The 16545-nt window shown below is 65.9% G+C and carries 11 protein-coding genes and 2 tRNA genes; 5 read left to right on the top strand and 8 right to left on the bottom strand.

What is annotated here, in order from left to right:
- Window positions 1–15: 15 nt before the first annotated feature.
- Window positions 16–2691 carry an arylsulfatase gene (locus BLQ50_RS05930; RefSeq protein ID WP_245700928.1) on the bottom strand — a complete coding sequence of 892 codons (2676 nt, stop codon included), beginning with the start codon at window positions 2689–2691 and terminating at the stop codon, window positions 16–18.
- 618 nt (window positions 2692–3309) lie between these two features.
- On the opposite strand from BLQ50_RS05930, the gene BLQ50_RS05925 reads away from it, so the two are divergent.
- On the top strand, window positions 3310–3705 hold the full coding sequence (locus BLQ50_RS05925) for a hypothetical protein (protein WP_093182046.1): 396 nt from the start codon (window positions 3310–3312) through the stop codon (window positions 3703–3705).
- A gap of 156 nt (window positions 3706–3861) precedes the next feature.
- On the opposite strand, the gene BLQ50_RS05920 is transcribed toward BLQ50_RS05925, so the two are convergent.
- On the bottom strand, window positions 3862–4314 hold the full coding sequence (locus BLQ50_RS05920; protein ID WP_093182045.1) for a nuclear transport factor 2 family protein: 453 nt from the start codon (window positions 4312–4314) through the stop codon (window positions 3862–3864).
- A 77-nt stretch (window positions 4315–4391) separates the two neighbouring features.
- Here BLQ50_RS05920 and BLQ50_RS05915 point away from each other — a divergent pair, with 77 nt between their 5' ends.
- A complete protein-coding gene (locus BLQ50_RS05915) occupies window positions 4392–4727 on the top strand; it encodes an ArsR/SmtB family transcription factor (protein ID WP_093182043.1) in 336 nt (111 codons plus the stop codon).
- 598 nt (window positions 4728–5325) lie between these two features.
- Here BLQ50_RS05915 and BLQ50_RS05905 read toward each other — a convergent pair.
- From BLQ50_RS05905 to BLQ50_RS05895, 3 genes are all read right to left on the bottom strand, one after another.
- On the bottom strand, window positions 5326–7473 hold the full coding sequence (locus BLQ50_RS05905) for a DEAD/DEAH box helicase (protein ID WP_093182042.1): 2148 nt from the start codon (window positions 7471–7473) through the stop codon (window positions 5326–5328).
- 299 nt (window positions 7474–7772) lie between these two features.
- Window positions 7773–7847, bottom strand: a tRNA-Val gene (locus BLQ50_RS05900).
- Between the two features lie 22 nt (window positions 7848–7869).
- Window positions 7870–7940 (bottom strand) — tRNA-Cys (locus BLQ50_RS05895).
- 462 nt (window positions 7941–8402) lie between these two features.
- Between BLQ50_RS05895 and BLQ50_RS05890 the strand changes: the two genes are divergently transcribed.
- The gene (locus tag BLQ50_RS05890; protein ID WP_093182040.1) at window positions 8403–9038 is read left to right on the top strand and encodes a LuxR C-terminal-related transcriptional regulator; all 636 of its coding nucleotides are present in this window, start codon (window positions 8403–8405) and stop codon (window positions 9036–9038) included.
- A gap of 32 nt (window positions 9039–9070) precedes the next feature.
- Here BLQ50_RS05890 and BLQ50_RS05885 read toward each other — a convergent pair whose 3' ends face one another.
- The 3 genes from BLQ50_RS05885 to BLQ50_RS05875 form a co-directional block, all read right to left on the bottom strand.
- Complete coding sequence (locus BLQ50_RS05885; protein ID WP_175559040.1) at window positions 9071–10648, bottom strand: GAF domain-containing sensor histidine kinase; 1578 nt, start codon at window positions 10646–10648, stop codon at window positions 9071–9073.
- Window positions 10649–10789: 141 nt separating this feature from the next.
- The gene (locus tag BLQ50_RS05880) at window positions 10790–11380 is read right to left on the bottom strand and encodes a DoxX family membrane protein (protein ID WP_093182037.1); all 591 of its coding nucleotides are present in this window, start codon (window positions 11378–11380) and stop codon (window positions 10790–10792) included.
- A gap of 180 nt (window positions 11381–11560) precedes the next feature.
- A complete protein-coding gene (locus BLQ50_RS05875; protein WP_093182035.1) occupies window positions 11561–12541 on the bottom strand; it encodes an Acg family FMN-binding oxidoreductase in 981 nt (326 codons plus the stop codon).
- 243 nt (window positions 12542–12784) lie between these two features.
- On the opposite strand from BLQ50_RS05875, the gene BLQ50_RS05870 reads away from it, so the two are divergent.
- Window positions 12785–13807, top strand: coding sequence for a universal stress protein (locus BLQ50_RS05870; protein WP_175559039.1), 1023 nt, complete (start codon window positions 12785–12787; stop codon window positions 13805–13807).
- Window positions 13808–13852: 45 nt separating this feature from the next.
- On the top strand, window positions 13853–16543 hold the full coding sequence (gene mgtA / locus BLQ50_RS05865; RefSeq protein WP_342672052.1) for a magnesium-translocating P-type ATPase: 2691 nt from the start codon (window positions 13853–13855) through the stop codon (window positions 16541–16543).
- Window positions 16544–16545 lie beyond the last annotated feature (2 nt).

Here is a 16545-nt window from a genome sequence, read left to right as displayed (position 1 = left end):
TCTGGTTCTGGCCCACTACTCCCGCATCAACATCCCCTGCGCCTCGCGTTCCAGGTCAATATACGGTTCGCCGCTGACATCAACCGCGACCCGCTTGATCGTGCCGCCGGTGAAGCGGAAGGGGCGCTCGCCGGGATAGTCCTCGGTCACCTGGTCGCCGACGTCGCGACCGATGGACAGGCCCTCACCGGCGATCATGTAGCTGCCCGGCTGGGTCTTGATGCGACCCTCGCCGACTTTCGTCTCGCCGTAGTAGAGAGAAAGGATGCCTGCCGTCACCGGGGGCGGATCGACATCGTCCTTCTCGAACGAGGCCGACAGGATCAGGTCCGTACCGGTCGGCAGTTCGTCGGTTGCGACAACCATCTGCTCGAACATTCCGACGAAGCTGTTCACGTAGTGCAGCCGGTTGTCCTTCACGTAGAGGGCGTGACCGCCGAACCGCGAGCCCTGTGCGAACAGGACGCCCTGCGCGCCGGGCTCCGGGATGTCGACCAGCGCGCCGATGACGAAGGAGCGTCCACGGACGACGACTGCCTGGGCCTCGGGTACCTCGGCGTGGTTGGGGAAGTAGACGTAGCGGTCGCGCGGCGCCGAGAGCTGTGGCCGCTTCGCGACGAAGATCTCGAGGGCCGAGCGGTCGTCGAGGGGGAAACCTTGGTTGGCGCCGGCCTCGGCATACCAGATGTTCACCATCTCGCGGACCTTCTCGGGCTGTTCGGCCGCGAGGTTGTGCAGCTCTGAGCGGTCGACCTCCACGTGGTAGAGCTCCCAGTCGTCGTCGTTGTAGTGTGCCCAGCCAGCGAGCGTCGGATGGGTGGTGACGGCCTTCCACCCGTCGTGCCAGATGCCCCGGGACCCGAGCATCGAGAAGAACTGCGTCTGTCTTTGCCCCGCGGCAGCCTGGTCGTCAAAGCTGTAGCGCATGCTCACGCCGTCGAAGTGGCTCTGGGTATGTCCCTTGATCGTGTCGGGCGCCTGCACACCAAGGGCGTCCAGGACGGTCGGCACCAGGTCGATCGCGTGGTGGTACTGCGCCCTGATCTCCCCCTTGGCCTTCATGCCGGCCGGCCACGAGATCACGCACGGGTCAGACGTACCGCCGTTGAACTCGTAGCGCTTCCACATCTTGAACGGCGTGTTGAACGCCATCGCCCAGCCGTTGGGGTAGTGGTTGTAGGTCTTCGGCCCGCCAAGGTCGTCGAGCATGGCTAGGTTGGCAGTGATGTCATCCGGGATGCCGTTCATGAACAACATCTCGTTGACCGACCCGTCCGGCCCGCCCTCGCCGCTGGCACCATTGTCTGACACGACCATGATGAGGGTGTTCTCCCGCTCGCCGGACTCCTCGAGGTAGTCGAGCAACCGCCCGATCTGATCATCCGCGTGGGAGAGGAATCCTGCGTAGACCTCCGCCATTCGCCCAAACAGCCGCTTCTCCTCTGCGGAGAGGGAATCCCACGGCCGGGTGACATCCAGCGCCGGGAAGGGCTGCCCCTCGGGCCCTTGGCGTGTCTCGGACGTGCCGATCGGATTCATCGGGGGAAGCTCCGTGTTCGCCGGCACGATACCCATCTGCTTCTGGCGCTCCAGCGTCTCCTCACGGATCGCCTCATAGCCCATGTCGAACTGGCCCCTGTACTTCTCGATCCACTCCCTGGGTGCGTGGTGGGGAGCGTGACAGGCACCGGGTGCGTAGTACAGGAAGAACGGCTTCTGGGGCGCAACCGCCTTTGCGTCCATGATGAACTCGATCGCCTTATCGGTTATGTCCACGCCGAAGTGGTAACCCTCCTCCGGCGTCCTCGGCTGGTCCACCGGGTGGTTGTCGTAGGTGAGCTCGGGATACCACTGGCTCGTCTCAGCGCCCAGGAAGCCGTACCACCGCTCGAAGCCTCGCCCGGTGGGCCAGTTGCGGCGGGTCGAGGCGAGGTTCATCTCGACGGTGGGGCACAAGTGCCACTTGCCCACCATGTAGGTGTTCCAGCCCCGCTCGCCCAGGATCTCGGACAACATGCCGTTCTCAGGCGGGATCGTGCCGCTGGCGTTGGCAAATCCGCTGGAAGCCTCGGTGATGCAGGCCATGCTGTTGCGGGTGTGGTTGCGGCCGGTCAGCAGACACGATCGGGTGGGCGAGCACAGCGCCGTGGTGTGCCACTGGGTGTACCGGAGCCCATCGCCCGCGATCTTGTCGATGTTCGGCGTCTTGATCGGCCCGCCGTAGCAGGACATGGCCGAGAAGCCGACGTCGTCCAGGACGATGTAGATGACGTTGGGCGCGCCCTCGGGTGCCTGTGGCGGCGCGAACGGCGTCCAGTCCTCCACCGAGTCCCGAATGTCGACGTTGACCTTGCCCTTGAATGGCACGCTCACGGCTCCTCCTCCTGAAATGCGCTCTGACTCTGCGTCACGTTCCTTGACCACCGCTGCACTACCAGACAATCCCGCTGGGCTAGGTCGCGCCTCATCCGCGGCGGGTGAGAAGGTCCGCGCCAGTGAACTGGCCAGTGAAGTCGGCCAGAGAACGCGGGTCCGTGGGATACGGTCCGGTCTGCGCGATGACCCGTCCGGAATCGACTGCGTCGACCAGGCGCCGTGGCTGCAGACGTTCTGTTTGGCGCGGGTCTCGGCGCAGTCGGCGACTGCTTTCTCAAATCGGTCGTGCGACCCGAGGTGGGCAGCAATGGCCACCCGATCCCCGAACCGGGCAGAGGCGCGGGCCGCTGCCCGGCGGCAGATCCGAGACACGTGAGGAAGCTGCCCTTCGTCAGGGAGTTGACCAGCGACAACGTGGTGTGTCATCGCTAGGGCGATATGACGCGGTTAGCACAGGTGGGAGACGAGACATGGCCGCGCTCATGTCCACCTCGACGGCCACAGGTCCACGCCGTGGTGGTTCCCTGTGGATGGATCGTGGCGCCTGACCCGTGGGGTGCACGGTAGACAGACGATCGCCATGCTTCGAACAGGACCGACACGCATGTGGTGCTCATTGCACTCGGACCGGATCCCGAAGGTGCATATTAGGAGTATCTTCCCTACAAGGTCCGCACTCGACGGACCGTGACCGACTGGGAAGCGGGGTCTGTCACCTGTGACTTAACCGGCTGCTGAAGTGACCTAGCGACATGCTTCCGTGGTGCTGAGCGAAAGGTGGAGTTGATATGAACTGGCCTGTCCCCCCAATGCGCGACACGCTGAGCAGGGCATCCACGACGAGGCTCAGTGCAGCGTCGTCTTCCGATGCGTAAACGGACTACAGGTGAGTTGTGGTTCGACGCTGAACTTTGCGGAGGTCCTCGACGCGCTATGGGCGCCTTGTACGCGACGACGCCGCAGGGACTATGGGCGATGATCCGGATGGACCCGGTGTATGCCGACATGGTCGAAGAGTCAGCGGTACTTCTGCTCCACTACGGTGCGTATATCGGGGCCCTAGGTGACTCACTTGTCACGACCGGGGTACCCGTCACGGCGGTCCTGGAGGAGTGGGGCACCGAGCGTAATGTGCCAGCTGACCGGGTTCCCGTCGCCATGGTCCCAGTCCTGGTCTCGATCGATGGCGTTTGGATGCTCGCGCTGTCATGGGACTTTGGCGAGTCACGGCTTTACCTACTGACGCATGGCGGTACGCATGTCGTAGCGCTCGCGCCATCATCCGCCGTAGGAATCGCGCTTGTTGGAACCGAGGTTGCCTGGCCCTGATGGGTACGAGATCCTCGTGCACGCCGTCGGGGTCTCGTCTCCCGGGTGCACCCAGGAAGACGCTCCGTCGTCGTGGGCGGAGGCCCTCGCGCGTCGCACGATCGCGTCGGCGTCCATCGCTCCCTGGTGCGAGGCTGACGAGCGCCGATTCGGGCTTCAGGTCGTCGGAGGCTCAGCGAAGAAAGCCTGCATCATCTCGATGTCGGACAGGTACGTCTCGACCGCCGCGATCTGATCCTCCCTGGTACGGAGCAGGGTGATGAGGTGTTCGTCGAGCAGGCGCCCGTCCGCCTTCCGCCCCGTGTTGTGCAGCAAAAGGGCAACACCGGAGCTGCCCGTCAGGACGTGGAGCAGCTGGGTTCGCGTTCCTCCGTCGACGATTCGTCGCACGCGGTCGATCACGGCCTCCACCCCTGCAGCCCGGCCCGAGATCGGGCCGCGGCCGGGGAGGTCCCAGGTGACGTCTGCGTGGAACAGTGCCCGAAGGGAGTCCCAGTCGCGAGCTGCGTAGGCGCGCAAGAACGCGTGACCAACGGCAGGGTCGGCGGTCCCCACAAGGCGGTGATCGGCCGTGCTCTGGCGGGTGGTCGAGGTGGCATCGGGCGACATGCGGGCTCCTTGAAACTGTTCGACTTGTTTCGAACAATGTAGCATCGCGCAGTGGATCGTTCGGGTATTCTCGAAAGATGGCGCACGAGATCCTGGACCACCCCGACCTGGGTGCGCTCGACGTGACAGCGGTCCTCGACGCCCTTGGCAATCCCCTCCGACTCGAGGCGGTGCGCCAGATCGCTGCTGGCGTCGACCTGACCTGCGGAAGTGTTCTTCCAGGTGTGTCGAAGTCGACGGCAAGCCATCACTGGCGCGTTCTTCGTCAGGCGGGAGTCCTCCATCAGGAGCGCGTGGGGCGGACGGTGATCATGAGCCTGCGCCGGAAGGAACTCGACGCACGTTTCCCCGGGCTCCTCGACGCCGTACTCTCCACGACTGGACCGACACCGCTTCCCTCCCACCTACCGTGAAAGGCCTCGCCGGGCCAATCGTGACGACACCACACCGATCCCGCAGCCTGGCGACTTCAGGCTAGAAGTCGTTGGCATCCCGGTCGCTGACGTCGATCGGGCCAAGCGCTTCTGTGCGGACCTTGGCGGGCGGTTGGACGCCGACGTGTTCGTCGTTGGCGTCAACGGCAGGTAAGAACGCGTTCAGGTCTGTCAACGTGTCGAAGGGGCCGGCATCAGGACCACGACACGAAGGGAACTAGACCACGCGACGGCCCGGTAGAACCTCGCGACTGTCGCCACCGCCGCGAGCGGGTGATCAGCAACAAGGCGACGATCAGTCCTGCGCTCACAACGATAGGAGGCTACGGACTCTATGCCTCTACGCACGTCGTAGCCGACGCCGTGACGTGGCAGACCCGACCGGGTCCAGCGCGATTCAGCAAGGCCAGATATAGCACCGATAGTCCGAGACCTGTGATGGCCGCTGCCGCCGAACGGTTGCGCAGCGCTGGTACCGAGAAGCCGACGGTCCGATCGTGAGGATCGAGAAGACCCCAAGGTCAATGAATGCGCCGGTCGGCAGCCACCAGCCATATCCCCAAGCGGTGACGAGGGCTCAGGCCACTGCGCCGGAGACGAGTGCGTCGGTGAGCAGCCCGACGAGGGTGTCGAGCTGCACGGTCGTGGACGAGGAGACGTCCTCCTCGCGGGCACCGTCGAGCGCGCGGGCGGCCAACCCGGACTTGCCGTCGATCAGCTCGGCGATCCTCGAGTCGATCGTCTGCGCGGCGATGATCCGCCACGCGGTGACGGGCTCGGTCTGGCCGATCCGGTGGATACGGTCGATGGCTTGGGTCTGCTCGGCGTGGGTCCAGGACAGCTCGGCCAGTACGAGGTTCGAGGCCACCTGGAGGTTCAGGCCGACACCCGCAGCCGTCAGGGAGCACACCACGATCGACACGTCCGGGTCGTCGACGAACGCGGCGATGTTCTTCTCCCGCACCCTGGGCGTCTGGTCGCCACGGATCGAGGCGTAGCGGATGCCGCGGCCGGCGAAGATCTGCTCGGCCTGGTCCATCACGTCGACGTGCTTGGCGAAGAACACCACCTTGCCGACGTTGCGGGCGAGCTGCGCGGCGTAGTCGGCGGCCAGCCCGGCCTTGGCCTGGCCGATCCGACGGACCATCGTGAACACGTTCTCGCCACCGGCCTTCGAGCTCGAGTCCTTGAGCTCCGCTGCCGCGACCCGGCGAACGAGTTCGTGGTGGATCCCGTCGACGGTGGCGCCTCCGGTGCGCATCTCCAGGGCCATCCGGTAGCGCTCGACCAGCCGCTCGACGAGTGCGGACTGGGCGGCACGGACCGATCGGCCGGCCGCACCGTCGAGCTCGACCACGAGGTCCGCGAGCCGGCGGGCCGGGATGTCGGCGACCACGTCCGTCTTGCGGCGGCGCACGATGCCCATGTCGATCACGCTGGCCCGCGCGGCGGCCGAGAAGCCTGCGTCGGCCGGGGTGAGCCCAGTGTTCTCGAGGGCGGTCTGCAGCGCGCCCAGCGGCACGGTGTTGTCGATCCAGCCGAGGAACTGCCAGATCGCTCGGAAGTCCTCGATGTCGTTGATCAGCGGGGTGCCGGTGAGAGCCATCAGCAACGGCCGGGCGACGCGGGCGCGGATCCTCTCCGAGAGCGCAATGACGTGCTGGGACCGCTGGGAAGTCCTGTTCTTGATGAAGTGCGCCTCGTCGATGACCATGCCGCGGAAGCCTAGGTCGCCGAGCCAACCAACATGCCGATCCAGCAGTTCGTAGTTCACGATCACGACGTCCGCGAAGCCGTCCATCCGGTCGCCGTCGCCGTGGACGACCGTGGACCGCCGCGACGGCGTCCACAGGGCCACCTCGTGCGCCCAGTTCGCCTTCACCACGTTGGGCACCACGACCAGCAGCGGGTAGGCGTCGGCCGCCTGGGCTGCGAGCAGCGCCTGGGCGGTCTTGCCGAGCCCTGGCTCGTCGGCGAGCAGGAACGTGCGATGGCCGCGAGCCGTAGCCGTGACGACCTGAGCCTGGTGCGGCATCAGGTCCCGGCCGCGGGGAACGGACACCGGCCGGGGGTCGGGCAGGGCCATGCAAGCGGGTGCTCCCGTGGCGGCCCGCTCGAAGGATCGAAAGAGCGGCTCGAGCAGCTCCCAGCCGGCCAGTCTGCGGGCGCGCGTCGGCGTCCGCTCGGCCGCAGCCGCGAAGTCCGGAGCCAGGAATGGATTCGCCAGCTGGCGCGAAACGACCGACCGCGGCACCACCTGGGTTGAGGCACTAAGCACCGGCGCGGTCGGAGCTACCGGCGAGGGAACCTCCGGCGGTTCTAGCCCACCGGCGCGCATCACCGACGCCTTGAAAGCGCGCGCCGCGTCGGAGACCCGGGCGTCGTCGGCGAGCAGCTCGAGCAGCGAGGTGTCCCGGGCAGCGGTCCTGGCCAGCATCGTCGCGACACCATCGAGGCGCTTGAGTTCCTCGCCGCGTCGGACCGCCGTCAGAGCGTCGTCGGCCATCACCCGGGCTCGTTCTTCGCGCACGAGCAGCGCGACGACCTGGAACTTCGTGCGCACTGTGGGCCTCGTGGGCGGTCGCTGAACGGCGCCGTCGACCTCGCGGGCAACCTCGGCGAGCACCGAGATGATCCCCTGCGCGGTGCGGCGCGGGTCGCGGCGGCGCTGGGCGCCAGGGGCAGCATGTGCGCCACCGGACCGTCCTTGGCCTCGTCGTGCCACATCTCCTCCTTCTCAGCGTCCGCACGCCAACTCTGGCGCGGCGCGAATATGCCACGTCGGCCCGGGACCGGTCGGTCGACCCCTATCCCGCGTCACAGGCAGTCCTGAAGCTCCGACGCCGGGCCTGCGCGAGACCTCGTCGCCCTAGCTGCTGCGTGTCGCACATCACGTCCTCGACCAGCCGGATCCAGACCCGTCCGCGAGATCCGGTAGGGGTACGCGTAGGGGTATGGACCCTCCAGGCAATTGAAAAGGTCGTCCCGAATTCCTCCGAAACGACCTCTGACCTGCTGTCATGCTGGTGGGCGATACTGGGATCGAACCAGTGACCTCTTCCGTGTCAGGGAAGCGCGCTACCGCTGCGCCAATCGCCCATGTGAAATTAGCTGTACTGCGAGGTGGAGACGGGATTCGAACCCGTGTGGACGGCTTTGCAGGCCGCTGCCTAGCCTCTCGGCCACTCCACCGTTGAGATCTATCCTTCGGGCTTGCGCACGAAGATTTCTCTCCGAGCGGACGACGGGATTCGAACCCGCGACCCTCACCTTGGCAAGGTGATGCTCTACTATAGTCGTTACTCACCGGATTATTGCGCTCCAGCGTCTCGGTGCGTCCCAGACTCTAGTGGAACGTTGCCGGTGGGTCCAACTCGTCGGCTTCTGTGAGACCCATGTCACAACTTCTGTGGCGTCAGTGAATATAGGCTGCCGGCGATTCGCTTGCCGGCTGAGAATCGCCGTATCTCGCGTCGGGAAACGATCAGCGGTTCACGGAGTCACGCAGTCCTCCCAGTCGCCGATCGGCACCAGTGGAAGTCCATCAGTAGGGGTGTGCAAGGGCTAAGGCGGCAAGACGGGCGCGCGGACCGTCCTCCGGGAGGTGCGTGACGGGACATGGTGCCGGGTGAGCAGTGGGCGTAGAACAGGACTATGGAGCGCATCAGTGTGTATCTGCTCGACGACCACGAGATCGTCCGCCGAGGGATCAAGGGCTTGCTCGAAGCTGAGGGGGACATCGAGGTTGTTGGCGAGTCGGGTTCTGCGCAGGCGGCGATGCGGCAGGTTCCGTCATTGTGCCCCGACGTGGCCGTGCTGGATGTGCGTCTCCAGGACGGCTCGGGGATCGAAGTGTGCCGTGAACTGCACTCCTCGGCGCCGGGTGTGCACACCTTGATCCTCACCTCCTATGACGACGACGAGGCGCTCTTCGCGGCGATCATGGCGGGTGCGTCGGGGTACCTGCTGAAGGTGATCGCCGGGTCCGATGTCGTGTCCGCCGTGCGGAGCGTCTCCAAAGGTCAGTCGCTCATCGACCCGACGCTGATGTCACGGGTTCTTGAACGGCTGCGCCGTGGGCCGGTCCACGAACCAGAGCTGGCGTCCCTGAGCGAGCAGGAGCGCAAGGTTCTGACACTCATAGCAGAGGGGAGGACGAACCGGCAGATTGCATCGCAGATGTTTCTGTCGGAGAAGACGGTGAAGAACTACGTCTCGAGCATCTTGACCAAGCTGGGGCTGGAGTCCAGGACCCAGGCGGCTGTTCTGGCGACGAAGATCCAGAGCTAGGAGACGGTGGGGTCAGCGCTCATGGGGGTGGGTCATGCGACTCCTGAGAGCGGAACCGTCCAGGTGAGCGTGCAGCCGCGGGGCGACCGGCTGGCAATCTGGAGGGTTCCCCCGAGTTCGGCCGCTCGTTCCGCAAGGTTGCGGAGGCCGCTGCGCAGGCCGGGCTGTTCGGGGCCGGTGCCGTCGTCGGTGACCGTGCACGTCAGCTGGGCGGGGGTGACCTCGATTGCCAGCCACACCTTGGTGGCTGAGGCGTGCCGCGCGCTGTTGGACAGCCCTTCGCGCAGGACGGCGATGACGTGGTGATGGAGGGCCGGGTCCAGGAGTGTGTCCAGGGGGCCCGTGATGGTTAAGGCTGGGGCGTAGCCGAGGACGTGGGAGTACTCGGTGACCAGCCCGTGGATCTTGGCGCGTATGGAGCGTTGTTGGTGCGTTGGTCTGAGGTCGACGATCGATCGGCGGATCTCACCGATGGTGGCATCGAGGTCGTCGATCACTTCGTGCAACCGGTCGGCGATCCCTGGTTCCACGGCGCTGCTGATCGTCTTCAGCTGCAGGCCGAGGGCGAACAGCCGTTGGATTATCACGTCGTGCAGGTCGCGAGCGATCCTGTTGCGTTCGGCCAGCACCGCGAGCTGTTCGTGGATGGTCCGGGCGTGGTGCTTCTCGAGGGCGAGCGAGGCCTGGCTGGCGTAGTTCGTGATGAATTCTGAGTCGTCGGCGACATTCTCGGCGAAGCCTCCCTGGGGCAAGACGATGATGAGCGCCCCGCGGGTGAGCGTGTCGATGACGAGCCGGGTCATGACAGCCCCACCAACAGGGAGGTCGATCCAGCGGGTGCTGGAAGTGGCCATCGCGAGCATGAGGGTTGGGCGGAGCGTCTGGAGCGTCGTGGACGGGTCGGTGCTGAGGTCCCCAACGGCGGCGCGGACGGTGAACTGTCCCGCAGAGGCGGGTGCGATGGCGATGGCAGTCAGCCCCTGGGCGGCGTCGAGAGCGCCGTGCAGCACGGCCTCCAGGGCGTTCTGAGGCAGGTGGGCGCGCAGAACGTCGGCGGGCATGAGTGCAGTGGCTTCGAGCCAGCGCGCTCGATGTTCGGTCATCACGAGGAGGTTGGCGTGCTCGATGGCGATACCAGCCAGGTGCGCTATGGCGACGACCGCCTTCTCGTCGTCGGCTGTGAAGGTGCTGCCGGTTGTCTTGTCCGTGAGGTACAGATTGCCGAAGACACGGCCGCTCACCCTGACGGGGACCCCGAGGAACGTCGTCATCGGGGGGTGGGCGGGCGGGAAGCCGGTCGAGGCGGGGTGCGTCCTCAGGTCGTCGATTCGCAGCGACTCTGGATGGTCGATGAGGTGACCCAGCAGGCCGCGACCGATGGGCGAGGGGCCGATCCGTGCGCGTTCCTCGTCGTTGACTCCCTCGGTGACGAACTCCACGAGCTGTCGCCGGGTGTGGCCGATCACCCCGAGCGCACCGTAGCGGGCACCGGAGAGCGTGCACGCAGCGCGCACCACGCCGACGAGCAGGTCACGCAGGTCGAAGTCGGAGGAGATACCGCTCACCGCCTGCTCTATCGCGTCCTGCACCTCGGCAGAGGCCCGGTCCACATCTTGAGCGTATTCCCGTTTCACGTCATCCTTCCGGTGAGAGGTGCGCCGGACACGGGTGAGACCCCGGCGCTGTCTCCGGCCCTCGCGGCTTAGTGCCCTCGTGTGCGGCCCCCTGCGCCGCACGATGAGTTCCATGCGCTAGGTGAGGATCGGCCACCGCTGCACCAGGTTGGTGCGTTGCCACTGGCGACCGAAACCGAGTGTGTTGCCTGCGTTGCCCAGTGCGAGTGCGACCAGGACAAGTGCGTAGATCAGGTGGTCGTCCATGAAGGGGTTGTTCGCCGGGGGCAGGACAGCAGACCACATCAGGACCAGCATGATGGCCCCGGCGATGGCGGCGAGGCGCATCCCGATGCCCAGCAGCAGCGCGAGTCCGATACCCAGGAGCCCGATCATGAAAACCCAGTCCACCCACGCTTGACCTGCCAGACCCTGATAGAAGTCCGCGAGGGGACCGCTGGTGCCTCCTTTGAGGAAGCCCGCGGTGGGATGCCCGCCGTTGATCCATGCGGCGTCGGAGGCAGTGTCATGACCGAGACCGAAGAGCTTGTCGAGGAAGGCCCAGAGGAAGATCCAGCCGAGACTGATGCGGATCAGCGCGCCGACGTAGCGCAACGCACCTTGGGCGTGGGCCTGGTGGCGGATCGGGCTGGGGTCAGCGACGCTTGGACTCGATGGCCGGCTTGGGCCGCTGGGTATGTTCTGGTGGGGTTCTCGGGTCGTGCTCATGATCTTCCTCCTGTGACATGGCGTCCCGCAGGGATGACCTCCAGAACGGGGGTGAGTCTCTTCTCCACTCACACTCGTCCGAGTCGGACGATCCCGACAGGGCCGGGAGACCCTTGGGCCCGGGCCCTTCGGCACGGCACGTGTGGCGACACTCGCATTGCACCCAAGGTGCTGTGGGACTCAGGTACCTGGGACCTCAGGGCGCTTGGAGGTGATGATCTCCTCGACGGTGCGCCGGGGAGTGTGCGGTGGGGTCCGGCTGTACCCCAGGCGCATGAGCATCTGCGGATGCCCGGCAAGGTCCAGCGCGCGGCGCAGGTCGTGCCGTGTGGTCGGGTTCTCCAGCACCGTGGTCGCGAAGGAGGCGTGCACGAAGTACGTCGTGGCGACCAGGAGCAGGTGCTCCAACCCCTGACCGGCCGCGACCCAGTCCTGGCGGGAGTCTCCCGAGGTTGAGAGGACCGCCATCGTCGAGCGGTGCTCGAACGCCGCGCCGCCTGACCCCGTGCTGCCCCAGAAGTGGCGTACCGGAGCCTCGTCGTCAGAGGTGGCCGGGCCGAGCAGGTCAGCGGGGATCCCGTCCTCGCGATTCGGGTCGGTCGCCGTCCACGTCGATTCCTCACTACGGGCTATGGCATCCTCCGCGGCAAGGGCCTCCGCCCGGCGCACCAGCTCGAGCACCTGCGTGCGCACTGGGTCCGACGGGTTGATCGCGCGCAGGTCAGCCTCCTCGTCCCGGGCCGCCTCCTGCATCTCACGCAGCACGTCGAGGTCGAGCGGTTGATCATCAAACTGGGCCCGAGACGTCGCACGTCTCCCGACGGCTACCGACAGCTCCAGCTCGTCCGTGTGCGGCCCCGCGTCAGGTTCCAGCCGGACCCTGCCCACGAGCAGGTCGTCTGACGGGCTTGGCAGCACGGCGACGACCGCCTTCAGCGACTCCCGGCGAGCAGCGACTCTCAGGTTGAACAAGAACGCACCGCAGCTGATATACATCTCGCGACCGGTCGGGTCGACATGGCGCAGCTGGCGTGAAGGATCGGCGTGTACCGCGATCCTGTTGCCCTGCACCTGAACGGTCCACGGCTGCGTGTTGTGCACGCTCGGAGCCTGCGCGGCCGCGGTCAGAATCCTCTCGATGCGAGCATCGACGACGTCCATGTCGCTTCTCCTTTCAATCGCAGCAGCCGCTGGCCCCAGGATGGTCGGCTCACGGTGAGTTGCCAGGGCCTCTGCTACTACGCAATCACCCCGGAGGCATCCTCGATAGGGCGAGAGGGCTCCCCGGTACCGGCCAATGGACCTATATCGGAGAAGAGGCATCTCGGGACGCCTGGTCCACAACTATCTGGTTGGGATCTGTGCCTCGTTGTCATGCCGAATGGACTGGGCCGCCAGAGGCTGATGGCACTGCCGACCACGTTGTGGCCTAGGGAGACTGGTGGTGGAAGGCAGCCCAGCCCGTCTCTGGAGGTCGTCATGCGCACACACTTGGACTTGCCGATTGTGGTTGGGGTCAATGGTTCACCCGAATCGGACCGTGCGGTCCGCTATTCGGTTCACCGCGCTGACCGGATCGGATGCGGCCTTCTGCTTGTCAATGCGGTCCACGAGATCGTGCCGATCTCGCCCATGTGGCCATTGCTGACCGGCGACAGCCTCATGGATGTGGGTCGGGGGATCTTGGCCGACGCTCGAGTGCTCGTCGAGAAGATCGCCGGCGCGAAAGTGCCGGTCGACGTGCACGCCGCCCTAGGACCGGCGGTCTCGGTCTTGGCTGGTGCCTCCGCAGACGCGCGTCTTGTTGTGGTCGGTCACCGGCCCGGAGGCGCTCTCGAGCACCTGTTCACAGGGACCACGACGTTCGGTGTCGTCGCGCGTGCTTCCTGCCCAGTGGTGAGCGTTACTCGCGAGTGGGACGAACACCGTGCGCGTCGTCGGGTCGTGGCCGCCGTCGATGGTTCGGCGGTCTCCTCCTCGGTGCTCGCGCACGCGTTCGCGATAGCATCCGAGACGTCTGCCGACCTCGATGTCGTCCACTGTTGGAAACTCGACTCGCTGTATGCGTATCTCGTCGACGAGATGTCGGTTCAACAGGAGTGGGGAGCGCGGACCGCGAGCGTGATCAGCGCATTTGTCGACGAGTGGACGGGACGATATCCGGACGTCCGCGTCGCCACCCACATGGAGTACGCCGACGTCACCCGAACGCTCGTTCGCCACTCCAAGGATGCTGACGTCCTCGTCGTAGGGCGCCACGGCCACGGAGGTATTGAAGGACGGCTCGCCTTGTCCGCTCCGGGCAGCATTGCCCGCGCGCTCGTCCAGCACGCTCATTGCCCTGTTGAGTTTGTCCCGCTGGCCATCCCGTCGTCGGCCGAACCGCCCATCGCAGACACCTCCCGCCTCGAGGCATCCGATCTGTAGTGCACGGTGTGCTGGCTGGATCGCACACAGAGCGCGCAGCTCGACATGATCCGTAGACCTCGAACGACAACGGTGATGAAGGACCAGAAACCCCCTGAGGTGGACCTCCGACCGCCGTCCCGGCTGGCACGAGCGGCATCCCAGGAGATTCCCGATGTGATGGAGCAGCTTGATGCCCGACCGGAAGGGCTGTCGTCCGAGGAAGCTCGCCGGCGACTGACCGCGATCGGTCCCAATGCCCTGCGTGCACATCGTGCGCGGCCGCTGAGAGTGCTCGGACGCCAGCTGAAGAGTCCGATCCTCGTCTTGCTGTTCGTGACGGCGACGGTCTCGGTCTTCCTGGGAGAAGCCACCAACTCGGTGATCATCGGGGTGATCTTGGCGGCCAGCATCGGTCTCGGGTTTGTCAACGAGTTCCGCGCCGAGCAGGCCGCCGATGCTCTCCACGACCAGATCACGCACACGGCTGCGGTCATCCGGGACGGTGCGGCAACCACAATCGGCGTCACCGAGGTGGTGCCAGGCGACATCGTGCGGCTGAGCATCGGAGCGGTCGTGCCTGCAGACATGCGCCTGATCGACACCCACGACCTCTCCTGCGACGAAGGGATCCTCACGGGGGAGTCCCTCCCGGTCGCGAAGAGCCTTGCGGTGGTGTCAGGCGAAGCAGCGATCGCGGAGCTGCACTGCTGCGTGTTGATGGGCACGGTGGTCCTGTCCGGAGCGGCTACTGCGGTGGTCGTCGACACAGGCCCGCGGACGCAGTTCGGTCGGATCGCGGTCGCCCTGGGCGCCCAGCAGCCGCAGACAGAGTTCCAGAGAGGGCTCGGTCGATTCTCGTTGCTGCTGCTAGAGGTGGCGGTCGCCCTGACGACGGTCATCTTCGTCGTGAACGTGCTGCTGCACCGCCCGGTGATCGACTCGCTGCTCTTTTCTCTCGCCATCGCCGTCGGCATCACTCCGCAGCTGCTCCCCGCCGTCGTGAGTGCAAGTCTTGCGACGGGATCCCGCGCACTGGCCAAGCAGAGGGTCTTGGTGAAGAGACTGGTCTGCATCGAAGACCTCGGCGACATGGACGTGCTCGTCACCGACAAGACAGGCACTCTGACCGAGGGGCGGATATCCCTCACCACCGTGTTGCCTATCGGCTCGGCTGTCACCCAGGAGCAGCTCCTCCTGCTCGGGCTGCTCGCGACAGAGGCCGACTACACCGTCCGACCCGTGTCCACCTCTGGTCTGAACGCCCTCGACGCGGCCCTGTGGGAGTCGCCTCAAGCAGCCGCAACCTCCACCACAGGTGCTCCTCACATCGATGTCCTGCCCTTCGACCACGATCGGCGCCGGACGACCGTCCTTGTGGACGTCCCTCACGACGGCAGGATGATCGTCACCAAAGGGGCTCCCGAAGACGTGCTGGCGATCTGCGTCGACATCCCAGCCGAGGCTCAGGGCGTTCTGGACCAGGAGTACGCCGAAGGAGGCCGGGTGGTTGCCGTCGCCCATGCGATGGCGACGGACCGCGACCACCTGCGTCCCGAAGACGAGTCGGGGCTGACCCTGGACGGTTTGCTCGTGTTCCTCGACCGTCCCAAGTCAGACGCGCGGCAGGCGCTCGATGCGCTCGCGGCTCTTGGCGTGAGTGTGAAGATCGCTACTGGTGACAATGCGCTCGTCGCGCAGAAAGTCCTGTCCGACATCGGTCTCGCCTCTGGCGGCACGTTGATCGGGACGACGATCGAGACGATGGACGACGACGCGCTGAGAGAAGCTGCTGCGACGGCCACGATCTTCGCGCGAGTCTCTCCCGAGCAGAAAGCGCGGGTGATACGGGTCCTGCGTCGGTCGGGAAGGTCGGTCGCTTTCCTGGGCGACGGAGTCAACGACGCCCTGGCGCTCCACCAGGCGGACATCGGCATCTCCGTGGAGACCGCGGCGGATGTGGCGAAGGATGCAGCCGACGTGCTGCTGCTCGACAAGGATCTCGGAGTGCTTGCCGCCGGGGTGATGGAGGGCCGCCGCATCTTCGCCAACACCATCAAGTACGTGCTCATGGGAGCGTCCAGCAACTTCGGGAACATGTTCAGCGCCTCTGTGGCGTCATTGACTCTGCCGTTCCTGCCGATGACTCCGGGCCAGATCCTGCTCAACAACCTGCTCTATGACACCGGTCAGCTGGCGATCCCTGGCGATCATGTCGACCCGGAGCAGCTGCTCACGCCCTCGCACTGGGATATCGGGTACATCCGGCGGTTCATGCTGTTGTTCGGGTCTATCAGCTCGGTGTTCGACTTCGCGACCTTCGCCCTGATGCTCTTCGTCTTCCACGCTGGCCAGAGCGAGTTCCAGTCCGGGTGGTTCATCGAGTCGATCGCCACCCAGACGCTCATCATCTTCGCCATCCGCACCCGCCGCGTGCCATTCTTCCGCAGCCGCCCGTCGCTCGGGCTCGCTTTGGCCTCCTTCGGTGTAGTCGGCGTCGGCGTCTGGTTGCCGTACTCACCCCTGTCACGCATCCTCGGGTTCCACCCGCTCCCATTTCCCTTCTTCTTGGTCCTAGTTGCGATGGTCGTCGCCTATCTGGTGCTCGTCGAGATCGCGAAGGCGCGATTCTTCTCAGGACCCGCGCAGCAACCAGGCGCAGCCGACGCTCCCGCACGCCGTCGTGGATATCACCACCGCGTGAGCCGGCGCGCCGCCAGGTTCACCACTCGCTCGCCCCGGACGCGTTCCGGGTGAGC

The organism is Sanguibacter gelidistatuariae (assembly GCF_900096585.1).
In the GTDB taxonomy this organism is placed as follows: Bacteria; Actinomycetota; Actinomycetes; order Actinomycetales; family Cellulomonadaceae; genus Sanguibacter; species Sanguibacter gelidistatuariae.
This window is presented reverse-complemented; position numbering and strand designations above follow the sequence as displayed.

Excerpts from the sequence above, each read along its gene's own strand:
- BLQ50_RS05925 (WP_093182046.1), top strand. The coding sequence starts at position 3,310 with ATGGGCGCCTTGTACGCGACGACGCCGCAGGGACTATGGGCGATGATC.
- BLQ50_RS05920 (WP_093182045.1), bottom strand. The coding sequence starts at position 4,314 with ATGTCGCCCGATGCCACCTCGACCACCCGCCAGAGCACGGCCGATCAC.
- BLQ50_RS05915 (WP_093182043.1), top strand. The coding sequence starts at position 4,392 with ATGGCGCACGAGATCCTGGACCACCCCGACCTGGGTGCGCTCGACGTG.
- BLQ50_RS05890 (WP_093182040.1), top strand. The coding sequence starts at position 8,403 with ATGGAGCGCATCAGTGTGTATCTGCTCGACGACCACGAGATCGTCCGC.
- BLQ50_RS05880 (WP_093182037.1), bottom strand. The coding sequence starts at position 11,380 with ATGAGCACGACCCGAGAACCCCACCAGAACATACCCAGCGGCCCAAGC.
- BLQ50_RS05875 (WP_093182035.1), bottom strand. The coding sequence starts at position 12,541 with ATGGACGTCGTCGATGCTCGCATCGAGAGGATTCTGACCGCGGCCGCG.
- BLQ50_RS05870 (WP_175559039.1), top strand. The coding sequence starts at position 12,785 with ATGGCACTGCCGACCACGTTGTGGCCTAGGGAGACTGGTGGTGGAAGG.
- mgtA (WP_342672052.1), top strand. The coding sequence starts at position 13,853 with ATGATCCGTAGACCTCGAACGACAACGGTGATGAAGGACCAGAAACCC.